We start from the raw sequence: 22,308 nt of genomic DNA, 5'->3' as shown, positions 1-22,308 counted from the left end.
TTTCGCTCTTTATGTGGGACTCACTTATTACAGTCGATTATCTTAGAGTTTCGAGGCGAGATGGTCGGCTGCGCGCAACGCCAGTGCGGCGATGGTAAGCGTCGGTTGCATCGCACCGCTGGTCACGAACACACTGCTCGAGACGAGATACAGGTTTGTCAAATCGTGTGTCCGGAGTTGCGGGTCGACGACACTGTTCCCTGGATCGGTCCCCATCCGCGTCGTCCCGGAGTGGTGGCCGACGCCGTTCCAGAGGACCGATCGGTGTTTCTCCCTGACGTCGGCATCGAGATTGTCCACGATCGACTCCAGGACCTCGAAGGCACGTTCGATCGTTCGTTCGGCGTGGGGGTCGCGGTTCCACGAAACGTCCGGGATGGGCTTCCCGTATGCGTCTGTCGTCGACCGATCGAGTGTGACGCGATTTTCGACCCGTGGTAACACCTCGATTTCGGCAGAGATCGAGAAGTAGTTCCCGTACTGCTCTCGAATATTCGCCAGCAGATCGTCACCCCACTCGATCCCGCCGAGGTTCCGTGCGTTTTCTGACCACTGTCCAACGGATGTCGGATTACGCATCGTATCCAGCATGCCTTCGAGCGGAGTTCGCTGTTCCAGTGCGAGCTGTGCGGGTGTCGGTCCAGCGCCGAGGCCGAATTCGATCTTGAAACTTCCGGGTTCGGCCTCTTCGGGGGTGTAGAACTGGTGGGACTCCATCGTCCCGAGACCAATCAGATTCTGACGCGTCCGGCGGTCAAGTTGTCCGATGAGATGGATGTACGGCGATTCCATGAAGAACTTCCCGACTGTCCCACTTGAGTTCGCGAGTCCGTCCGGGTGACTCGGAGACTCCGAGAGCAGCAGGAGCCGCGGAATTTCGATGCCACCAGCTGCGAGCACGAACTGACGGGCGGTTTGCCGATGGGTCTCCCCGTCAGGCGTCCTGTAGACAGCGGCCGTAACGGTCTCACCCGAGTCGTCGTGTTCGAGTCGCTGGACCGCTGCCTGATCGATGACGCGTGCCCCCTCGCTTTCCGCCTTCCGAACATGGACATCGGCACTGTATTTCGCACCGGACGGGCACACTGGCTGACAGGTCCCGTAGCCGACACACGCGCTCCTGTCCTGGTAGGGTTCGCTGTTTCGAGCCTGCGGAACCGAGTGTGTCGTGATATCCAGTTTCTCGCAGGCCTGTTCGAACAGCGAATCGGAGTAGCTCCGGGGAAACGCCTCCATCGGGAAAGGTTGCTCCCGAGGTGGCGCGAACGGATTGTCGTCGACTCCGGCGACGCCCAACTCCCGCTCCGCCCTGGCGTAGTACGGCTGGAGGTCGTCGTAGTTGATCGGCCAGTCGCTGGCGAGGCCGTAGCGAGACTGCATCTCGAAGTCTTTCTCCGGCAAGCGGGCGACCCGCCCACCCCAATGCAGGGTCGACCCACCGATACCCTTCACCCGCTTGTGATTCAGCGGGTAGAAGATCTCACCGGAGGAGTTGAAGTCGTCACGAGGACCGCCCATGTCCCAGACATCGAGGTCGTCGTACGCCGGTCGAATCGAACGTTTCATGCGACGTAGCCGACTCTCGAAGTCGAAGCGCTTGCCGGCTTCGAGTACGACCACGTCGTGTCCGCCTGCCGCAAGTTTGTCGGCCATTAGCGCCCCAGCGGGCCCGGCACCGACGATACAGACGTCGACGCGTTCGGACGGCGTCCGGTCGACGACATTCGCCGCGTCACTCATCGTCCGGCCCCTCTTGATACGCCTCGCGTCCACCCGGATGGCCGACGGGATTCTCGTTGCCGACGAGTTCCCCACCGGTGGGTGAACTGTACAGCGCGTACAGGAGGTCGTTGACGAGATAGTACCGGATTCGCTGGGGGACGGTTCCGTCCGGGTCGGGATAGGCTTTCGCTGCGCCGATCTCCCTGAGCACGTCGTCGCGTTTCGAGGGCGTCAGATCGGTGAACGAGCGCCCAGTCGAACGCTTGGCTTCCCTGTCGATCGTGTCTAGCAGCGATGCAATCTCCTCGAGGGAATACCCGTCACCTTCGGTCCGGCCGTCGAGGTACGTCTCGACGAACTCCCGATTTCCGGAGACGCTGGACGGGAAAACCACCTCTGCAACTGCAACCGTTCCGTCGGTGACTTCCGCCGAGACGGTACCGCGATCGCCCAGTTGTTGGGCGACACCCCCGGCCGCAATCCCCATCGCACTCAAAGCGAGCAGCGCGTCCCGCCGTGTGAGTTCCACAAGTACACATGCAAACTAATAAACTAATAATTTCCGCGTCACTCTGTTAGCGTAGGCAAGAGGGAAGTTACAAGTTATGTGGTTCATCGGATCACTGTTTCACTGCAATATGGACCAGCGACCAGTCAATCGTTTTCGTATCGGGGTAAATACTAATATGAAATGGGAAATTCTACCTAATGGGTGGAACAATTGAATATCGTCAGGGAGGCAGGGAAGAAATTACTCAAAAATACACCAATGGAATCGGCGGCTTTCCGTACATATGAGTGGATGCTCGATAGATACGTGGCAGGGTCGCCTTGGCCCAGCGGATATTACAATGTCGAAATAGAGAACACGACCAGTCCTCCGTTTATAATCTGGTTGGAGGGGAAAGGACCGACCGATCGGGCACAGATACGGGGCCAGTATGAGCCCGAAGTAATCAAAAAACTCGTCACATATGTCGATCCCAGTATGGAATTTTGGGAGGTTGGAGGTGGATGGGGATACCATTCACTTGCGCTTGCGCCAGTGGTCGATAATGTGGTTGCTTTTGAAGCCGAAAAGCAACGGGCGGTGCAAATTAGGGAATCAGCTCACCGGAACCAGTACGAGAACGTCGAAGTTGTACAGGGAACCGTCGGAACAGAGATTTCACTTGACGAGTTTTCCTGCCCGGATGTTGTCTTGTTAGATGTCGAAGGATGGGAGGTGGAGGTACTACAACGTAGTCCTGAGTTGCTCCGCTCCGGCCCCCTGTGGATCGTAGAGATACATGAGCCCGGACTTCAAGGAGTTGAACGTGGGATCGATCCCGAAGAGGTGTACAATATATTCGAACAACACGGGTATGAAGTCGGTGAGCTTAGTCGGCGGAAACCCGGGAACTTCCACATTGTCGCAAAGACACCGCACAGTTAGTCAGCAGAGAGTGAATCCAAGCTATTGATTCAACCACTCTCTTGACGCGACTCGTATCCCCGCACAGTGTCCGATTTTTATTCATCTTGGCACACGGCTGCCTCGTTTTTCCCCCAGAACACCCACAGGAATATCAACAGTGCGACTCCACCACCGAGTAGTTGGATCCGTGTTCCACGTGGACCGGCCAACTCCAGAACCACCGTGGCCAGTGGTGTGAGCCGACGCCCGATTCGCTCGGCCGGGACGAGTCCGGTCGCACGAAACACGAAGCTGACCACTGTCCCAACGACGACCCAGGCGACGGGTGTCACGACGAACAGTCCCCACCGGTATCGTCCCCATTCGTGTTCGGAGCGGTGAGCAATCCGTTCGATGACCGTATCCCTGCCAGCGACTCGTTGCTCCAGATAGGCCCAGAGTGGGAATGCAACGACTGCAAGCGGGAGGACGGTCGCTAACTGCGTCGGTGCGGCGATCGAAAACGCGGACAGCGAGAGCAACTCCAGGGCCCAGCCCAGTACCGCAGCAAAGAGAGACAGCGAAACGACTGCGACGGCCGCATAGGCGGCGAAGTTACGAACGATGCTACGGATCGTTGAATCGCCACGTTTCGTTTCGGGACGAGTCCGACCCCAGACCGTGTACGCCGTAATCGACGCCAATCCGAGAGCGGGGACTCGACAAAGCGTTTCGATCGATAGGGCCCCGATTACGAGATCCGTAACTACTGCTCCCACCATTACACCGAGAACCGCCGCAGGCCCCCAGAGTAAACTACCAATCACGAGTACTGCGCCACTCGGGTCGCCACCGACGAACGGCGTGAACGATAGCAGCCACTGAAACGGTCCCGAGACGATGACAAAGACGATAGAAAGAGATACTGTTCGCCGAAACGAAGGCTTTTTATTCCACGATACTACTTTCTCTCTCATAAAAAATGTTCGGCGTTTGATTGATCACACTGCGAGCGGCGGTTCACATCGTCGTTCACGCTTCGAAACAGATCGCGTTTTTCCTACGGCTGACAGATTCACGACCACGTAATACCTTTGTATCGATAAGTTCTAAGCAATGATAGATGAATGCTGCGATAGTTCGGGATTTTGCGAAGGCAGCCTATCGCAAGGGACTCCATCAACTATCTCGGTTCGGTCGTGACGGACGGAACATATTCGAAGAAGAGTGGGATCTCCTGATCGTGATCGACGCGTGTCGGCTCGACCTGTTTCGGGAGGCCATCGATAGGAGACCGATAGAACCAGCTGTCGGTTCTCGGTGGTCCGTAGACTCGATGACGCGTGAGTGGATGAGCAAAACGTTCGTCGAGGACTTCGCAGGCGAACAGAGCCAAACCAGATATGTCTGTGGGAATCCATTCTCTTCAGAAGCGGTCGACGAGGGTCGATTAGCCGCACTCGACGAAGTCTGGCGGCATCAGTGGGACAGCGAGCACGGGACGCTGCTACCACGGCCACTCACCGATCGCGCAATCGATCATGGGCGCTCGGAGGACCAGAAGACGGAGCGAGTCATCGTCCACTACATGCAGCCCCACTGGCCCTTTCTCGACGCACTGGAACTGAGCGATGGTCGTGGCTGGGATATCTCAGGTTTTGCTGATAACGGCGACTCGGACTACCGAGCGTGGGACAACAACCCGGATGACGTGTGGGAACGACTACGTCTCGGGGAGATCGATAGAGACGGTGCGTGGCGAGCGTACAGGGAGAATCTCCACCGGGTTCTCGACGACGTTGCGGTCCTTCTGAAAAACTACGACGCAGAGCGAGCGGTGATCACGTCGGACCACGGGAACGCGCTCGGCGAGTGGGGCATATATGGTCATCCGATGCACATGCCACTGAGGTGTCTTCGAGAAGTCCCGTGGGCAGAGACGACGGCGATCGACGAACGAACACACGAACCGGATCCGGCGAACCTCAAGACGAAAGAGATTGACGAGGAAGTGGGTCAGAAACTCACGCGACTCGGGTACCTGAAATGAGGATCAATTCGCCCGTGGCGTATCAGCCCCGTCAGTCAACCACTCGATGGTGAACCGGCAGAACGTCAGATGCTCGTAGGTGGAACTGAACGCCGTGCCCCGCTCGAACAGACAGCCGACGGATCCGTCAGGGAGGACTGCGAGGGAAGAATATGCGGCTCGACTCCCATAGAGAACTTTTGAGTATTCCCAGGATTCACCCGCGTCGTAACTGAGTCGAATCGTCAAGTCGACACGACTGTCTTCGTGTCCAGGGTTTGCGAACAGGATTCGGCTTCTGCCCTCGTCGGGCCAGGAATACCTGACGAAACTACCCTGGCAGGTCGGTGTTACGAGCGTCTCGTCGTAGCTGATATCTGACCAGGAACCCCCACCGTCCGCGCTCGTCGCCACCGCCCTATAATTCCCGTCCGGCGAGGCCGCCACATCGGAGCCAGGTGTCGATCGCATATTCATCATGATCCGGCCGTCGGTCAATTCGACAGCTTGGGGCTCATCGACGTGTTCCCCAACTGTTCCGCCGAGTTCCCACGTCGTCCCGCCGTCGTCGCTGTAGATAATGTGGTCGTACATGACGTTGTCGTCGGGGATCTCGCCTTCCCAGAAGTGGTTCCAGTGGGTCGCTGGTATAACGAGCCGGCCACTGTATGGCTCTCTCCGTAGTTGGATGCCTACACCTGGGCCGGTGGCGTAGTACTTCCAACCATCTCGTTTTACCGAAGACGTGATTTCTCGTGGCTCATCCCACGTCCTACCGTCGTCGGCACTCCGAGTCATCAGCACGTCGCGGTACTCACGGCACAGCGGAAGATAGATCCTTCCCGATGACTGGTCGACGACCGGTGTAGGGTTGCTGATTGTCTTGTCTCCTTCGGAGTACACCACCAGCTGATCGGTCCAGGTCGCTCCACCGTCCTCTGACCGTTTGAGTAGCAGGTCGGTCGGTGAGCGATCATTTCCTTCGCCGCGTCGTCCTTCACAGAATGCAAGGAGCGTCCCGCGCTCCGTCACCTGCAGTGCTGGGATCCGATATCGCGTGTATCCGTCCTCGCCGGAGACGAAGATATCCGAGGTCTCGAAACGATAGTCGCCGTCATTGAACCCACCGAATCGTGCGAGACAGCCTCCGATCGCTGCCATCCCCACACCGCCGAGTTGGAGAAGCCGACGGCGTGATGTCCACTCCCGACCCGTTTCGTCCATCAGAAACCCGTACATTAGCACGTGGCATAAATTTCTTGAATCTGCCACTCTCTGTTTTCCGTGTAGAAATACGACTGTTCGCCAAGACGTAGCGAGTCCAGGTAAGGTGGTAGGCGCCGCTATTGAACGAATTCGATAGTATCTATGAATTTATTAGAAAGGGACCTACAAGATATCGGCAAACAGAATGGGCTACTCGGAGTTGTACGATCGCTTTCTCCGGATCGAATCGGAGCTGGACCCATTCTCGATAACGGTGGATGGCGTTCCAGTCTGGGAGCGAGTTCGGTTACCGGTCTTTCGCGAGATACTCCAACAGACTGGCGAGTGGGGTCAGGAGGTCCAGAAAGTCGAAAAATCTATTTCGAATTTGCTGAAGGGTGGATATCTGCTCGCGAGAAACGCCGTCTATCGTAATCCCTACCGCGCTGACTCACACGACTTCCTGTTCTGGGGGTTCGAGCGACGCAAACAACTCGAAGAGGGTCACTACTGGGACCTGTTCTGTGATCCACTGTACGAGCGACTCGATTTCGACTATCTCCACCTCGAAGAGCCTCATTTGAACGGACACCTGCGTCCCGTCCAAACCGAAAGATTCCGATATCTCGACCGAATCGAATATATGAGCACGATCAAGCGTTCACTCGGGATCGCGAGTGGTGACATTCCGAAACCTCAACGGACAGCACTCGAAGCCCTCAGTGAGCGGTTCAACGAGGAATTCGACGTGTCGGTCGACATTTCCGAACGTGCATCGTTTCGTCTCGCACTCCGGGCATCGACACGGTCGTCGTATCGAAAACTCCTCGAACGGATCGATCCGGCGATGGTCTTCGTCGTCGTCAGCTTCCAGAAAGAGACGTTCGTCGAAGTGTGTAACGAACTCGACATCCCGGTCGTCGAACTCCAGCACGGTATCCTTGCGCAGTACGAGTATGGGTTTCCCGGCTTCAGGACGAAAGAGACGTTTCCAGATTATTTCTTTTCTTTCGGAGAGTACTGGAACGACAGGGTCGATTTGCCGATCCAAGACGACAAGATTCGGGCAATCGGGTACGGTCACTTCGACCGGCAACGGGAACGATTCTCGAATACGACTACTGGGGACGATGTCGTGTTTATCTCACAGGGAAACGTCGGCGAGAAACTCTCGAAAGCGGCACTGGAACTGAGCCGCCACCCATCCATCGACGACTCAAATATCGTCTACAAGCTCCATCCGGGCGAGTATGGTCGGTGGCAAGCGGACTACCCTTGGTTGAGAGAGTCCGACCTCCGAGTCGTCGGCAAATCGGGCCCGGACCTATACGAACTCTTCGCCGACGCGTACGCCCAGGTCGGCGTCTATTCGACGGCGGTATACGAGGGGCTCGGGTTTGGACTCACGACGTATCTGTACGACCTCCCCGGTGTCGAAGAGCTCGAAGACCTTGTTACGACAGGATACGCGCAGCTAGTCAGCAGCCCGGAAGAACTGGCTACCACACTTACCGAACGACAGCAGCCACGAGTCGATTCTGCGGCGTTCTTCGCTCCCAATCCACACCGGAATTTCGTCGAAGCAGTCAGAGACATCCAGACAGCACACGACCTCGATTTGGATATCACGCTGTCGGACGGGAAATAGGGGAGACCCTGGTATTCGTGGTAGAGACGTCACCATATGCATCGGATCCGAGCGTGGGTAGCGAACCTATTTGACGGTTGCACTTTTTCCACCAGATAGAAAGGGAACATGTTGGTCGGCCTCTCTCCCTGTCCCCGGCATGCGAGCGGCAACGTTGGCGATCAGTTACTTGTGGAGGTCACGATAGAGTTGATCGAAGACATTCACGGCCTCCGTGAGTTCGAGGTTTATTTCAAACGGGAAGACTTCACATCGAGGCTCGACGATATAAACGAAGCCGATGCAATTCTGCTGTTCGGTTTCGAGATAGAGCAACGCCAGATAAGACCGTCTCAGTATCGGATCGCCGAAGATCTCACAACAGTAGAGCCCCCGATTATCCCGATCGCCTCTTGCTATTCGTTTTTTCCGGGAGACCGGGTCGAACTCCGGAGACAGGTGTTCGGTTCGGAGACACGGTCGTTTATCGACCGTGTCGTCCCGGCGTGCCCCGACGAGACGATCCCCGTCCGTGATGCGTGGGTCGGTGAGGTACTCGAGCAAAACGGGTACGATACCGTCCTCACGGGCGATCCGGCATGGTATGCCCTCGAGCGGTTAGGAGACGAATTTCACCGCCCACAGAGTGTCGAACAGGTAGTGTTTACCACTCCCCATTCGTGGCAGTACGTCGAGCAGGCAAAGAGCCTTCTGCGCGAACTCACCAACGAGTTTCCCGACGCAAGACGGATCGTTTCTCTGCACGCCGCGCCGTTGGAGCGAGATCGAGAGATATGTGCTGCCGCAAAGAAAGCAGGATGGGAAATCCACTATGCGAGCCACGAGACCGACAATCTATCGCTGTACAAGAGGACAGATCTCCACGTCGGGTACCGATATCACGGCCATCTTGCCCACCTTCGATACAGGCGGCCATCGATACTACTCGAGGAAGATTCCCGTGGACGAGGACTGACTGAAACGTTCGGTGGAGGAGGCATACGGGCCTTCGAATCGGAGTACTCGACTGCATACAGGGGACTTCCTCGCCGGTTCGCGGATTCAACTCCGATTCACATGGCACACGCACTGGCCAACAAGGTTGGACTCACCAACGTGCTCGCAGAATATAGTTCACTGAAGGGGAACGCACGACCGGAAGCAGTTGAAGAAACCATATCGATGATTCAAAATCAACGATCGAACGGGTGGCCGATGTTGACAGCTATCCGGAAGACGATCGACGAAACATACGAAACAGGAATGCAACCGTTTTTGCAGTCAGCCTTAGATTGAGCCGGCCGCATCTTGAGTGTGTTACAAGGGTTCAGGTCTCGAGTACAGGAGGGTTTCGTACAGACGTCCACAGATCCGATACCACTCCCGCCGTGTCGAAACGTACAGTTCTCTCAGCGGTTCGTCAGGCGTCGTGATGAGATCGTGCATTCGCCGCGGATAGAGGAGTTTGAATCGCATCTCGTTCAGGAGTTTCCGTCGTGAACCGAACTCGCCCGGATGGAGCATCTCCCAGTCAGGGTCGTACTGGATGGCGTCCAATCCGAGCGCCGATTCCATCCGATACCCGAATTCGGTGTCGTCTCGCCACCCGGCGAACCGGGAGTCGAATCCACCGATCCGTCTGGCTGCATCACGATCGACCCCCAGATTCGCTCCGATGTAATGACGTGGGCCCGGCGAATGAACGTCGACGGTCCCCTCCAGGAGGACGATATCGTCGTTTTCGAATCTGGAGAGTGCAGTCTCGACCCAGGTTGCCGGTGCGTAACAATCGTCATCGGTAAACAGAATGATGTCAGAGTCGGCCTCTACAATCCCCGCATTACGTGCTTCACACACGTCCAACTCGTCCGAATTCACCAGGATGACCTCGAAGTTCTCGACGGTTTGCCTCCGAAGCGACTCGACGACCGAGCTATGGTCCCGAGACGGGAGTGTCGGAATGACGATCGACGCAGACGGCGAATCAGCAGAGAGAGGACGCAGGATCACACTTCTGAATATTATATCCCCCAACATAAATAAGCTGTCTGAGAGGATCCGGCTACGAGCCGCTCAGTTGTCGGAGCGATCGTGACGTAGCGAGGGAAAGACCGGTCACGGCTTTTTTCGACAACGAAACGACTACTGTGCTGGCACGTTGCAGGTAAACAAAGAGAATGGGGGCATCAGAGACGAGCTTCACCATCGGACCGGGGTCGATCGACGCCGGCTCCGTATACCTCATCGCGGAGGGGGGAGTCAACCACAACGGGGACATCGCCCGCGCGAGGAAGTTGATCGACGCGGCGGCCGATAGCGGTGCAGATGCAGTGAAGTTCCAGACGTTCACGGCCGACCGACTCGTCGCCCAATCGGCACCGACAGCGGCGTACCAGGACGACACCACAGACGTAGAATCCCAGTCCGATCTGCTCGAACGGTACGAACTCACTCGCGAAGATCACCTCGAACTCCAAGAATACTGCCGCGAGCAGGGAATCACCTTCCTGTCGACGCCCTTCGACCCGGAGAGTGCCGACTTGCTCGATTCGCTGTCCGTGCCGGCGATCAAACTCGGTTCTGGTGAGTTGACCAACCACCCACTCCTCCGCCACGTCGCCGAATTGGGGCGACCGATGATCGTCAGCACGGGCATGGGACGGATAGACGAGATTCGGGCTGCACTCGACGTGGTTCGAGAAGCGGATCCGGACGCGGACGTGGCGTTGCTCCACTGCACCACTGCATACCCCGCAGACGTAGACGAAGTCAACCTTCGGGCGATGGAGCAGATGGCCGATGCGTTCGATGTACCGGTTGGCTACTCCGACCACACGACGCTGGTCGGGATGCCCGCGTTCGCGACGGCGGCGGGAGCACTAATCGTCGAGAAGCACCTCACGCTCGATCGATCACTGCCCGGCCCAGATCATCACGCCTCGCTCGAACCCGACGAGTTCGACCGTGCAGTCACGCTGGCGCGACAGGCCGCACTCGCTCGCGGGAACCCCGAGAAACGACCCACAGAGAGCGAGAGAGAGAACGTCTTCCCCATACGCAAAAGCCTCCACGCTGCACGGTCGATAGACGCTGGAAGGGTACTGACCCGGGAGGATCTGGCCGTCAAACGTCCCGAGGCCGGCATTCAGCCGAGCGAAGTCGACGACGTACTCGGACGGCGAACCACGACAGCGCTCGACCGAGACGATCCAATCACGGAGGCCGATCTCGAATGACCGGCCGGACTGTCCTGTGCGTCGCAGCACACCCCGACGACGAAGTCCTCGGTGCGGGCGGAACCCTCGCCAAGCACGCCGCGGCCGGCCACGAGGTCCACGTCCTGATAGTCACCGAGGGTGTGACGGCCCAGTACGACGATCTCGAACTCGTCGAGGAGAAAGTCGACGCCGCCGAAGAGTGCGGCGAGCGGCTCGGGGTCGAGACGCTCCACTTCGGCGAACTGCCGGACATGCGCCTCGATTCGACGCCACACGTCGAGGTCAACGCCGTGATCGAGGACTGCGTCGAGTCGATCGGGCCTGACGTGGTTTACACGCACACACAAGACGATGTCAACCAGGATCACGTCGCCGTCGCCGAGTCGACGATGGTGGCGGTCAGACCGGGCGCCGGCGTCGAGCGCATCCTCGCCTACGAGACTCCCTCCGGCACCGAGTGGGCCGCCGGCGACCGGTTCGCGCCGACGGTGTACGTCGACGTGACCGACCACCTCGACACGAAAGTCGGGGCCTTCGACGCCTACGATATGGAACGGCGGCCTTACCCGCATCCACGCTCCGAGCGGGCCGTCCGCGCACGAGCGAGGACACGCGGGACAGAAGCAGGGTTCGAGGCTGCCGAAGCCTTCGCGCTCCTGCGTGAATACGCGAGCGAGGTTTGAGATGACGGCTCGTACCATCACCGTCGTCACGGGCACGCGCGCAGAGTACGGCCTCCTCAAGCCAGCCATGGAAGCGATCCGGGATCGCGAGGACCTCTCGCTTTCGCTGATCGCCACGGGGATGCACCTCTCGCCGGAACACGGGTACACCGTCGAGGAGATCACGGCCGACGGGTTCGACGTGGATCGGCGCGTCCACATGCAGTTGTCCGGGGACTCCGGGACCGCGATGGCCCAGTCGCTCGGCGTCGGCCTTACGGGGATCGCGGGCGCGCTCGACGATCTCGATCCCGATGTAGTCCTCGTCCTCGGAGATCGCGACGAAGCTTTCGCCGGCGGCGTCGCCGCCGCACACATGAATATCCCTGTCGCCCATATTCACGGCGGCGACGCCATGCGGGGAGCGATCATCGACGACAGCATTCGCCACGCGCTGACGAAGTTCGCTCACCTCCACTTCCCGGTCTCGGAGCGAAGCGCCGAGCGAATCGAAAAGCTCGGCGAGGAACCCTGGCGGATCACGACCGTCGGCGCGCCCGGACTCGACGCGATCCGCGAGGAACGTTATACCGACCCGGATACGATCATGGATCGGTACGACCTCGAACCCGACGAACCGGTAGTGCTCGCCGTCCAGCATCCGATCACGACCGAACCCGGGGCGGCCGGCCAACAGATGCGCGCGACGCTGGACGCACTCGACGCGGTGGATGCACAGATCGTCCTCGTCTACCCTAACTCGGACGCTGGCGGACAGCGAATCGTCGGGGCCATCGAGTCCCACGACGCGACCGACGGGTTCCGCACGTTTCGCTCGATGCCGCGAGCGGACTTTCTGGGTTGCATGAATATCGCAGACGCGATGGTCGGCAACTCCTCCAGCGGGATCATCGAAGCACCCCTGTTTAAACTCCCTGTCGTCGACGTAGGCCCGCGACAGGCGGGCCGAGAACGGGCAGCCAACACGCTCTCGGTCGAACACGACGCCGACGCCATCGAGACGGCTATCGAGCGCTGTCTCACCGACGAGAAGGTTCGAGACCGGGTAGCCGACTGCGAGAATCCCTACGACTACGGGGGTGCAGGGGAGTTGATCGCCGACCGGTTAGCCGGGGTTCAACTGGACGGTGAACTGCTACGAAAGCGGTTGACGTACTGATCCGGAGAGAACCTGTCGCCACATACGTGTCGGAATCCACCTGGAGCCCCAAATTCGACTTGTGATCGCGTCAGGGATGTCGGAGTATACACGGACCGAATATACTAAGGAGTTACACGAATTACAGTAAACACGAATCTGGCACGGCTTGGGTGGGGACGCAAGTTCGGTGCCGAGACACGGCAATGGGGGTCAGAAGTGACAAACTACGCGGGCTCTGTTTGCTGGCACTCTTAGTGATAGCCACCGTCGCAGGGACGGCAGGAACCGTCGGATCGACGACGGCAGCCAACGACGAGGTGACCGCCACCGCAACACCTGACGAACCAACATCCAGCCCAACACCTGACGAACCAACATCCAGCCCAACACCTGACGAACCAACATCCAGCCCAACACCTGACGAACCAACATCCAGCCCAACACCTGACGAACCAACATCCAGCCCAACACCTGACGAACCAACATCCAGCCCAACACCTGACGGACCGGCACCACTGAAGGCAACATTCAGTCCCGGAGTCGCCGCACAGAACACAACGGTGTTGGAGCTTAGCCGGAGCGAGGGCAGGCATAACGTCACTGTTACGGCAGATGGATTGGACGCCGAAACGATCCGGGAACTGCTTGCTGAACAGAAAGATGCTTTTATAAACGAGGGCGGCAGGGTAGAGTTCCGGGTAATTGAGAAAACGCCGAGTATCAATGTCGACTTCTCAAGTATCCAGGCGGGGACTTACGAGTTTGAGTTTACAGTCAAGGGTACTAGGGAGGCGGCAACAGCAACGGTACGCGTAATATCGCCAAACAATAGTTCGCCAGAGTCAGTCACTAGTGCGTCGCCAACTTTCGTGGGCGGGAAAATCAAGGTCACTCGCGGTGGCGTGGCCAAGATTCCGATCCGAACAAGGGTGTCGACTCGAATGAAAGTACACATCGCTTCCAACAGTGGCGGCTACAGCGGGTCGTTCACGATTCGGAATGGTAGAGAGGATGATATTATTAGGCTCAGACTGAACACGTTCACGCTGGGCCGCTACGGGAATCAGTACGAAGCGGGAATCAGAGGAACTGCTGTCAGTGCCGCTTCGACGGTCAGTTCCGACGATAAGATTCTGTCAGGGCAGTTGAACCAGTCGACTCCACTCCTCAATTCGGTTGATCCGGGAACCTACACGCTGAGAATAAGCGTTGATGGAAAGCAAACTGATAAATCTTCCCTCGAAATCAAACCATTGTCCAACACGAGAGTTTGGACTCAGACCGCTCCTCAACAAGAGTTTGACGAATATTACACCGCATCAGATGTCAGGAGTGCAGTCATGGATGAGTATGATCGCGAAGCTATTGCAGTGGGAGATGTACTCGTCATAGGTATTTATAAGAGCGGACTCTCAGGTGTTTTGTCAACAGGAGACGATCCACTTCAGCAACTGCTCGCACACAACGCGTCAGCATTTTCACTCACAATTAGACAGCAAAATCCAAAAAACAACCAGACAGCCAAGATTTTGGACCTCCGCGAGACGATTCGCAGAGACAGACTTGAATTGTTCAGTGACGAAAAAAACGAGGTAGTGTATCTGCTAGGGCGGACTAATAAACTGATTTTCCATGACGGACAGGCCAAAAATAAAAATACCTTGGTGGCGGGTGACCAGTTCAGCGCAGAACTGACGCTATTAAAAAGCGGATCACTGGTTGAAGCTGATAAGACATCTGAGACGACATTTGAGGCAGTTAAAAGAGTTGTTGACTTCCAGTACAAAAGCAACATGATCACCGTTCAGAGTGAGTTTGATCAGTCAATCAAAGGGAGTACCTCCGTAGCTCCCGGGACTGAGCTCGAGATTCAGGCAAAAAGTAAGGGGGCTGATCCGTTTCTGAAGCGGACAACTGCCGAAGTCACCCCTGAGCAGACATTTGAATCGACGTTCGATTTTAATGATGTGAGCCAGAATATAACGTTTCGGCTTAACATGACGGACATCCCAAATGAGGACACCGTCGGCATTGTCGGCGATGCCCTGCGTGCGTCAGTTTCGTTTGACAAACAACAGATCCAAACCGACGCTATCAGCATCTCTTCAGTAAGACTCTCACACGGTGGTTACCTCGCACTCAGAAACGGCAGTTCGTCCGGTGCCGTCGTCGGGATAAGCGGAAAACTCACACCTGGCAGGCATGATGACATAAGGGTTCCTGTAAGAAAGGAGTGGAACGGGTCGAAGACTCTAGTTGCAGTCCCGTACTACAACATATCGGAAGCCAAGCCGACCAACGTCCGACAATCGGACATCGTGTACCGACAGGACGGCTCGGCTGTCTCGGATACAGCGACGATTACGAAACCAAGTCAGGGTGCAGACACACTGGAGAATGGGACCGGTGGTCACCAAGCAAACAGAACCGTAGCGGCGAACATAAGTGAGCCCACAGCAACAGCTCCCGAGTCTTTAATACCTGCCGACCCGAGCGAACTAACGCCAGCGGCATCAAGTGATGACCGGTCGTTGGTTGCAACATCTGCTGACCCAGCAGGGCCCGGGCTCGCAGACCTGAGCGTGGCGGCCTACGGCGTCGTCGCGCTCGGTCTGCTCGTCGTGTTCGTCGTCGTCCGCGAGTGAATCTGTTCCGCGGTTCCGGGGGCGAGATTCTCGGGACACAGGTCGTTTTTGTATCCGTGGCAGAGTAATCTTAGTCGAGATGCCACCGCTCGATCAGCTGTCGTGGGTGCTGTCCCAGTCGGCGAGCGGAGCCATCCTCTTCACCTATACGTTCGAGAACGTGGCCTGGGCACTGGTCAAACACCTGGCGACCGGCTACCTTCTCTATTCAATCCTCCAACGCGTTCGCGGGCGTCGGCTCACGGTGGCGACAGTCGTCGCGGCTCTCGTCGGGAGCCTCGGGCCGGACCTGATAGACAAGCCCTTGACCTTGGTCGGTGTGCTGGGATACGGTCGCACCTTCGCCCACTCACTGTTCACCACGGCGGTGATCCTCACCGCCGGGTTCGTGCTCGCACGTCGCGTCGACAGGACCGACCTGAGTGGTGCGTTTGCAGTCGGCTATCTCTCGCACCTCCTCGTCGATATGTTCGGCGAGGTGTTCGGGGGGCTGCCCTACGTCGACACGGCCTTCCTGTTCTGGCCGGTCGTCGTCAAACGGCCGATCGGCCTCGCTCGCCCGACGCTACCGGTGCCGAAAGCGACCATCTTCCTCGCGATCGTCGTCTTCGCAGCAGTGCTGTGGGTCCTCGATGGGATGGTCGGTCTGTCAGACACCGCCCGGTTCGTGCGCCATCGGCTGCGCGAACCGTAAGTCAAAACCGACAGGTCGAACTGGCGCTCAGGAAACGGGTTGCCGTGAGAACGAACGCGGCCGTCGAATCGGGATGTTAGCGTCCCTCGGCGGTCGCGAGCATGCTCAGGAAGAAGGAACAGAAGACGGTCTGGACCCCGAGCAGCGTCACGGTCGAGGCCAGCAGGTTCACCGAGGCTGACGGGACGAACGCGTACCCGTCTATGCTCCAGGCGACAGCAGCGTAGCTCAATCCGAGCGTACCCACGGCGAACAGCACGACCCCTAGCGAGGCCCCGTGTTCGAGTTTGAACCGGTTTCGGATCCAGTGGGTGATCGGATCGGCCGGCTCGCGGATCGGGTTCGTCGCAATCGAGCTGAACATCGCCAGACTACCCACCTGATAGCCGACGATCGTGATCAGGCTCCCGCCGATCATCGTCTGGGTGCCGAAGTTCACGCTCCCGAGTTGGGCGCCGAACAGCGACAGGCTCATGATCGAGAGTCCCAACACTGTGAGCGACGCGGCCGGCAGCGAGAACAGGTAGCCCGGCGCGTTCACGAGCATGAACTTGACGTGGCGCCACCCGTCCTGGAAGCTGTCGAGGGTCGCCTCGCCCTCGCGCTCGTGGTAGGTGATCGGCTCCTCGGCGATGGTCATGTCCTTAGCGGCCGCGTCCATGATCATCTCGCTGGCGAACTCCATGCCGGTCGTCTCCAGATCCAGCCGATCCAGCGCGTCGGCGTCCAGCACGCGGAGACCGCTGTGTGCGTCGCTGACACCGGCGTCGTAGAACGTGTTCAGGAACGCCGTCAGGAGCGGGTTGCCGACGTACTGGTGGAGCGGCGGCATCGCGCCGGACTTGATCTCGCCGTCGAGGCGGCTCCCCATGGCGATGTCGACGTCGTCCTGGTTCGCGAGCTTGACCAGTTTGGGCAACTCCTCGAAGTCGTAGGTCGTGTCGGCGTCGCCGATGGCGACGTACTCGCCGCGGGCGCGCTCGAACGCGTACTTGTACGCGTTGCCGTAGCCGCCCTCGTCCGGTTCGACCACGATCGCACCCAGGTCGCGGGCGATCTCCGGCGTGCGATCGGTCGAACTGTCGCTGACGATGATCTCCGCGACCACGCCGAGTTCGGCGATGGCCGTCTTCGCCCGTTCCATACACTCCGTGATCCCCTCTTCCTCGTTGAGGGTCGGCATGACGATCGTCAGGCTCGGCTCCTGGTCGCTGTCGCGCTGGACCAACAGCTCGTCACCGGAGTGGTCCACACGGGTTCCGTTGTCGAGTGACCCACTGACAGACTCGCCCACCCCAGATGCGGGACCGGACCCGTCGATCCCGCTGTCCGAGTCCGTCGCCATTACTCCGAAGCCTCGCCGCCGTCGGTCCCGACACGCGCACGGATCGGCGATTCCCCGCATTCGGCACAGACGTATGCCTGCTCGATGGTTTCGACTACCGGCGCGTTACAGTCGATACATTTGATACTAGCTGCTCTAACCGCTTTCGGATATCGGCCCACCGTTGTCACCCTCGTCATTCAATTATAACACAATAGTTGCTAAAGTAAGTTATGATCCGACTGATAATTACCACAGGAACGACAATGACAGACCGTCCGACAACCGGTCATCAAGTATGCGGCAATCCGTGAGAGCGACCAGACAGTACAGTCCGGTCGAACGGAGTGATGGCGGCGATTCGCACCCGTTAGTCTCGGCACTCGGTTCGGAAAGACTGTCGGGAAAGAAATCATTATATGCGCTGAAAGTTCATTTCCGACGAGAACTCAGAGCAATGAGTCAGGAGCAGACCCAGCAACTCGACCTCCCCGCCCGGATCGTCGAACGGGTGGAGGATCGGTTGCCTCGGACCGAGTTCGACTCGCCCGAAGAGTACGTATCGTTCGTGATGGAGGAAGTGCTCTATCGGGTCGAACAGGAGACCGAGGACGACGACTTCGAGGAGGTCGACGAGGACGAGGTCAAAGACCGTCTGAAGTCACTCGGCTACCTGAACGACGAGTAATCGTGGACATGCAGGAAGGGGTCGAGACGCCGGGGGGACCAGTATGGACTTTCTGACCCATCTGTTCCTGCCGATCACGGTCGCGGCCGTCTGGTGGCCCGAAGTGTTCGAGTCGCCGGCCGCGGTCGCACTCGGGGGCTTCGGCCTGCTCGGTGACTTCGACAAGTTCCTCGGAGTACCCGGACTCACCCACTCGCTCGTGACGATCGTCCCGATCTCACTCGCCGTGCTGGGAGCCGAGTACTGGTACCGCGGTCGACTGGCGATCAGTCCAGTCGTCGTCGCGTTGATCGCCAGCCACCTCGTCCTCGACTTCGTCGACGGGGGTCCGGTCCCGCTGTTGTTCCCGTTCGTGGAGACCGGTATCGGACTCCAGTATCCCGTCCGGACCGTCTTCGGTGCGGGACCGCTCGGGGTCTGGTGGGAGGGACCGATCGTCACACTGCGAACGACTGCCCCGCGACCGGGACACAACACCTACGGCTTCATCAAGGGGGCGGGCGTGGTGAGTTTCCTCGCGTTCGTGACCGTCTACTGGGGCCTGCGTGACCGACGGACAGGCGCTTCCGGCGGGGGGAACGCATGAACGTCGTCCACGTCTACGACGGCCACGAGAAGGTCTACGACGGCCGTGGCTCGGTGCCGAACGTCATCTGGAACGTCGCCCGTGAGACGGCACGAAATCACGACGTGACAGTACTGGAGCGAAAGTGGCGCGGTCTCGACGCACGCGCCGAACACGACGGCGTCGTGTTCGAGCGGTTCGACCTCCGGACCGGAGCCGACGAACCCTGGGAGCGTGTCCCCTACGAAGCCGTCGAGTCACCGATGAAACTCGGCAGACTCGTCTGTGACCGGACCAACTTCGCCCGCGTCGCACTCTCGCGCGTCCGCGAACTCGATCCGGACATCGTGCACGTCCACCTCCCGTTCGCGGCGAACGTGCTGGTGACCGTCGCCCCCTCTTTGCGCGAGAAGACTGTCTACACGGCCCACCTCGGCGAGTTGCGGATGAACGCACTGGCCGACGACCAGCAGGGCCAGGCCGCCCCGGCCGCCGACGGTGGCGAGGTCGAGGGGGAAGACGGCGGGCTGGGCGCTCCAGCCGTGCTCGATTTCGTCTCGCCCGACACCTACCTGGCGAACAGGGTCGCACACACGACGGTCCTCAATCCCGACATCGCCGACGTGTTCGCTGATCGCGGCGTGTCTCGCGACCGGCTGTCGGTCGTCCCCAACGGCGTCGACGTCGAGCGGTTCGGCGACGTCGACGACGCACGAACGCGGGCCATCCGCGACAGCTACGGTATCGGCGACGGCCCGACCCTGTTGTTCGTCGGGACCGTCATGCCCCGAAAGGGCGTCGACGATCTCATCCGGGCGGCGAGTCAGTTGATCGAGGCGGGCTACGACGACCTCCGAGTGATCGTCGCCGGCGAGGACGACCTCGACGGGGAGTACACTACGGATATCCGAGAGCTTGCACGGGAGAACGGCGTCGCCGAGGCCGTGTCGCTCCCCGGATTCGTCCCCGGCGAGGACCTCCCGGCACTGTACGCCGCCGCCGACGCGTTCGTCCTGCCCTCCCGAGAGGAAGGGTTCGGGATGACCGTCACCGAAGCGATGGCCGCCGGTACGCCCGTCGTCGCGACCGACGTGGGCGGTATATCACGGTTGGTCGACGAGGGGAAACAGGGGTACGTCGTCCGACCGAACGACCCGTCGGGTCTGGTCGACGGGATCGACGAACTGTTGTCGGCATCGGACAGCGAAGCGATGGCCGACGCAGCACGTGACCGCGCTGCGGAGTACTCCTGGCGTGGAATTGCAACCCGTTTCAACGACATCTACGAGGAGGTGGCCCGGCGGTGACCGATCCGATCCGCGTCCACTTTTTCACCCTCACCGCTGCTGGGGGATCCGAACACATGTACATGGGCGAACTGGCACCGGCCCTCGGCGAGCGGGACGTGATCGCCGTCGACGACTGGCGCGACGCCGACGTGGTCCACCTGTTCGAGGTCAACTTCCTGACGGGCGAGACGATTCGCCAGTTCGAGTTCCCGAAACTCATCCGGATCATCCGCTCGGAGACGCCGCTGGTCATCTCGACGGACGACCTGTACTTCTCCGGCGATCCGTCGCTCACCGTCCGCCCGCGGTTGTACCAACTCAATCACTATCTCCAGCGGTGGCTGTTCGAGCGCGCCGATGCACTCATCGCTATCTCCGAGAGCGTCCGGAGTCGCCTCGAACGCCACGTCGACGCGACGCCGATCCCGGTCGTCCACCACGGTGTCGACGACACCTACCGGAGCCCCTACACCGAATCGGACGACCCCTTCGTGCTCCACGTCAGCCTTGCGGCACCGCGAAAGAACCCCGAGGCCGTGATCGAAGTAGCCCAGCGCCTCGACGCTCGGATGGTCGTCGCCGGCGGTGGCTGGAACGAGCGCATCCCGGCGACCGCAACGAACGTCGAAACGCCGGGGTTCGTCCCCGAGTCGGACCTCGTCGACCTCTATCACGCCGCCGACGTGTTCTACTTCCCGACGCGGCACGAGGGGTTCGGCCTCCCAGTTCTGGAGGCCATGGCCGCCGGCACCGCCATCGTCACGTCGGACGTCTACTCCGTCCCCGAAGTCGCCGGCGACGCGGCAGTGCTCTGTGATCCGACGGATCTCGATACGCACGTGACCGAAATCGAGCGGCTCCTCGACGACGAACCGGCACGCCGGACGCTGGCGACGGAAGCCCGCGAGCGCGCCCAGACGTTCACCTGGGAGCAATCTGCGAAAGAGACGGAAGCCGTCTACCGGGCTGCGATCGACGACTGAGTCACCGGGGGTACCTTCCGCTCGACGACACGAGACCGAGCTACCCGCTGGAAGCGGTCGTCACACTGGCGGAACCGTCCGGCGTCGACGTGTCAACCGGCGGTGGCGTCGACGTGGCAGTCCGCGTCGCTGTCGGGGCCTGACTCGGACCCGCTGTCTGCGTTCCAGAGGAGTCCCCCGGCGTCACCGTCCCCGTCGTGCCGTCCGGTGTCAGTGTCGAAGGTGTCGGCGAGGTGTCGGACCGGTCGGTCGGCGTCGTAGCGTTGTCTGTCGACCCGTTCGGCGCAGTCGCGTTGCCGGGTGTCGTCTCGTTGCCAACCACGCTCTCGTTTCGGACCTGGATCCACAGGCGAGTGCGGAGGGAGGGATCTGCACTCGTCTCGTTGTACAGCAGGAACCGCACCCGATACCGTCCGGGGTCGGCCGGCGCTGTCAGATTCACCCGGAACTCCCGCGTGTCGCCGTCGGCGACGCTAACGGTCCGTTCGGCCGTCTGCGTCCCGTTCAAGCTCACGCGCATCCGGTACTCGACGGACTTCCGTTCGTGATTCGAGATCCCGACGACGACGGTCCCGGTCTGATTGGGAGCGAGGGTCGTCGGGTACTCGCTCGCGTTGCCGTCCGGACCGAGCAGGTAGAACTCGGAGAAGGTGCTCCCGGACTGGGGCGGGACGAGCGCGACGTAGACGACGCCGGCCAGCGAGAGCGCGAGGGCGATAGCTAGGATCCAGGTCAGTGCTCGCTCCGCCCGTTGCCGCTGTGCCGCCGAGATTCGACCACCGAGTACCGCCTCGCCGTCCTCATCGCCCGAGTCGGTGTCGTCGGTATCCATCGCTTCGCTACCCGTCTCGTCGTCGACAGAGATCGGATCGGGACCGGCTCGCTCCGCAGGGTCAGGAACGTCGGTTTGGTCGTCCGATGAAGCCTCGGATTCGTCCTCGTCTCCCGGGCCGTGGGGATCGACCGGATCGTCGGGGTGTTCGTCCTCACCCATCGGTTACCTCGACACGTTCGGCTGGCTGCTGGGACGACTGGGAACGGCCGCGGGCGCGATACGGTCGGCGATCCATGTGTGGTGGCGGGTGGTTGCTCTCGGAG

General features: G+C 59.7%; 20 protein-coding genes. 13 read left to right on the top strand and 7 right to left on the bottom strand.

From position 1 onward, the window contains the following. Nucleotides 1–42 precede the first annotated feature (42 nt). Entirely contained in the window at nt 43–1,740 is a 1,698-nt protein-coding gene (locus EAF64_RS17480) for a GMC family oxidoreductase (protein WP_129070271.1), read from the bottom strand. Further along, nucleotides 1,733–2,251 carry a gluconate 2-dehydrogenase subunit 3 family protein gene (locus EAF64_RS17475; RefSeq protein WP_129070270.1) on the bottom strand — a complete coding sequence of 173 codons (519 nt, stop codon included), beginning with the start codon at nt 2,249–2,251 and terminating at the stop codon, nt 1,733–1,735. The genes EAF64_RS17480 and EAF64_RS17475 overlap by 8 nt, the downstream gene beginning before the upstream one ends. Before the next feature lie 183 nt (nt 2,252–2,434). Between EAF64_RS17475 and EAF64_RS17470 the strand changes: the two genes are divergently transcribed. Beyond that, nucleotides 2,435–3,157 (top strand): FkbM family methyltransferase, encoded by a 723-nt coding sequence (locus tag EAF64_RS17470; RefSeq protein WP_129070269.1) that lies wholly within the window; start codon nt 2,435–2,437, stop codon nt 3,155–3,157. Nucleotides 3,158–3,234: 77 nt separating this feature from the next. Here the strand turns inward: EAF64_RS17470 and EAF64_RS17465 are convergent, their stop codons facing one another. Beyond that, a complete protein-coding gene (locus tag EAF64_RS17465) occupies nt 3,235–4,095 on the bottom strand; it encodes a hypothetical protein (protein WP_129070268.1) in 861 nt (286 codons plus the stop codon). A gap of 266 nt (nt 4,096–4,361) precedes the next feature. Between EAF64_RS17465 and EAF64_RS17460 the strand changes: the two genes are divergently transcribed. Continuing rightward, nucleotides 4,362–5,168, top strand: a complete 807-nt coding sequence (locus EAF64_RS17460) for a hypothetical protein (RefSeq protein WP_129070267.1) — start codon at nt 4,362–4,364, stop codon at nt 5,166–5,168. Nucleotides 5,169–5,171: 3 nt separating this feature from the next. Here EAF64_RS17460 and EAF64_RS17455 read toward each other — a convergent pair whose 3' ends face one another. After that, entirely contained in the window at nt 5,172–6,371 is a 1,200-nt protein-coding gene (locus EAF64_RS17455) for a sialidase family protein (protein ID WP_193767744.1), read from the bottom strand. 187 nt (nt 6,372–6,558) lie between these two features. On the opposite strand from EAF64_RS17455, the gene EAF64_RS17450 reads away from it, so the two are divergent. Further along, nucleotides 6,559–8,001 (top strand): hypothetical protein, encoded by a 1,443-nt coding sequence (locus tag EAF64_RS17450; protein ID WP_153188282.1) that lies wholly within the window; start codon nt 6,559–6,561, stop codon nt 7,999–8,001. 108 nt (nt 8,002–8,109) lie between these two features. Beyond that, on the top strand, nt 8,110–9,276 hold the full coding sequence (locus EAF64_RS17445) for a polysaccharide pyruvyl transferase family protein (RefSeq protein WP_129070264.1): 1,167 nt from the start codon (nt 8,110–8,112) through the stop codon (nt 9,274–9,276). 21 nt (nt 9,277–9,297) lie between these two features. Here the strand turns inward: EAF64_RS17445 and EAF64_RS17440 are convergent, their stop codons facing one another. Then, nucleotides 9,298–9,990 carry a glycosyltransferase family 2 protein gene (locus EAF64_RS17440; protein WP_193767743.1) on the bottom strand — a complete coding sequence of 231 codons (693 nt, stop codon included), beginning with the start codon at nt 9,988–9,990 and terminating at the stop codon, nt 9,298–9,300. 167 nt (nt 9,991–10,157) lie between these two features. On the opposite strand from EAF64_RS17440, the gene neuB reads away from it, so the two are divergent. From neuB to EAF64_RS17415, 5 genes are all read left to right on the top strand, one after another. Further along, nucleotides 10,158–11,216, top strand: a complete 1,059-nt coding sequence (gene neuB, locus EAF64_RS17435) for an N-acetylneuraminate synthase (RefSeq protein ID WP_129070262.1) — start codon at nt 10,158–10,160, stop codon at nt 11,214–11,216. Further along, nucleotides 11,213–11,881, top strand: a complete 669-nt coding sequence (locus tag EAF64_RS17430) for a PIG-L deacetylase family protein (protein ID WP_129070261.1) — start codon at nt 11,213–11,215, stop codon at nt 11,879–11,881. Before neuB ends, EAF64_RS17430 begins: the two co-directional genes overlap by 4 nt. 1 nt (nt 11,882) lies before the next feature. After that, the gene (gene neuC, locus EAF64_RS17425) at nt 11,883–13,040 is read left to right on the top strand and encodes a UDP-N-acetylglucosamine 2-epimerase (RefSeq protein WP_129070260.1); all 1,158 of its coding nucleotides are present in this window, start codon (nt 11,883–11,885) and stop codon (nt 13,038–13,040) included. Between the two features lie 185 nt (nt 13,041–13,225). After that, on the top strand, nt 13,226–15,667 hold the full coding sequence (locus tag EAF64_RS17420) for a BGTF surface domain-containing protein (RefSeq protein ID WP_129070259.1): 2,442 nt from the start codon (nt 13,226–13,228) through the stop codon (nt 15,665–15,667). A 79-nt stretch (nt 15,668–15,746) separates the two neighbouring features. Beyond that, nucleotides 15,747–16,361: a metal-dependent hydrolase gene (locus EAF64_RS17415; RefSeq protein WP_129070258.1), complete on the top strand. Its 615-nt coding sequence runs from the start codon at nt 15,747–15,749 to the stop codon at nt 16,359–16,361. A 76-nt stretch (nt 16,362–16,437) separates the two neighbouring features. Here EAF64_RS17415 and EAF64_RS17410 read toward each other — a convergent pair whose 3' ends face one another. Beyond that, nucleotides 16,438–17,706, bottom strand: a complete 1,269-nt coding sequence (locus EAF64_RS17410) for a glycosyltransferase family 2 protein (RefSeq protein ID WP_129070257.1) — start codon at nt 17,704–17,706, stop codon at nt 16,438–16,440. A gap of 436 nt (nt 17,707–18,142) precedes the next feature. Here EAF64_RS17410 and EAF64_RS17400 point away from each other — a divergent pair, with 436 nt between their 5' ends. The 4 genes from EAF64_RS17400 to EAF64_RS17385 are packed head-to-tail and all read left to right on the top strand — an operon-like array spanning nt 18,143 to nt 21,210. Then, a complete protein-coding gene (locus EAF64_RS17400; RefSeq protein ID WP_129070255.1) occupies nt 18,143–18,373 on the top strand; it encodes a hypothetical protein in 231 nt (76 codons plus the stop codon). Nucleotides 18,374–18,416: 43 nt separating this feature from the next. Further along, nucleotides 18,417–18,959, top strand: a complete 543-nt coding sequence (locus tag EAF64_RS17395; RefSeq protein ID WP_129070254.1) for a metal-dependent hydrolase — start codon at nt 18,417–18,419, stop codon at nt 18,957–18,959. Continuing rightward, nucleotides 18,956–20,245 carry a glycosyltransferase family 4 protein gene (locus EAF64_RS17390; RefSeq protein WP_129070253.1) on the top strand — a complete coding sequence of 430 codons (1,290 nt, stop codon included), beginning with the start codon at nt 18,956–18,958 and terminating at the stop codon, nt 20,243–20,245. The genes EAF64_RS17395 and EAF64_RS17390 overlap by 4 nt, the downstream gene beginning before the upstream one ends. Beyond that, nucleotides 20,242–21,210: a glycosyltransferase family 4 protein gene (locus EAF64_RS17385; RefSeq protein ID WP_129070252.1), complete on the top strand. Its 969-nt coding sequence runs from the start codon at nt 20,242–20,244 to the stop codon at nt 21,208–21,210. Before EAF64_RS17390 ends, EAF64_RS17385 begins: the two co-directional genes overlap by 4 nt. A gap of 40 nt (nt 21,211–21,250) precedes the next feature. Here the strand turns inward: EAF64_RS17385 and EAF64_RS17380 are convergent, their stop codons facing one another. Continuing rightward, complete coding sequence (locus EAF64_RS17380; RefSeq protein ID WP_129070251.1) at nt 21,251–22,204, bottom strand: DUF1616 domain-containing protein; 954 nt, start codon at nt 22,202–22,204, stop codon at nt 21,251–21,253. Between the last annotated feature and the right edge of the window lie 104 nt (nt 22,205–22,308).

It is taken from the genome of Halorientalis pallida (genome assembly GCF_004118325.1).
Lineage (GTDB): Archaea > Halobacteriota > Halobacteria > Halobacteriales > Haloarculaceae > Halorientalis > Halorientalis pallida.
The sequence above is the reverse complement of the archived record's forward strand: the minus strand, read 5'-3'. Positions and strand labels throughout refer to the sequence as shown.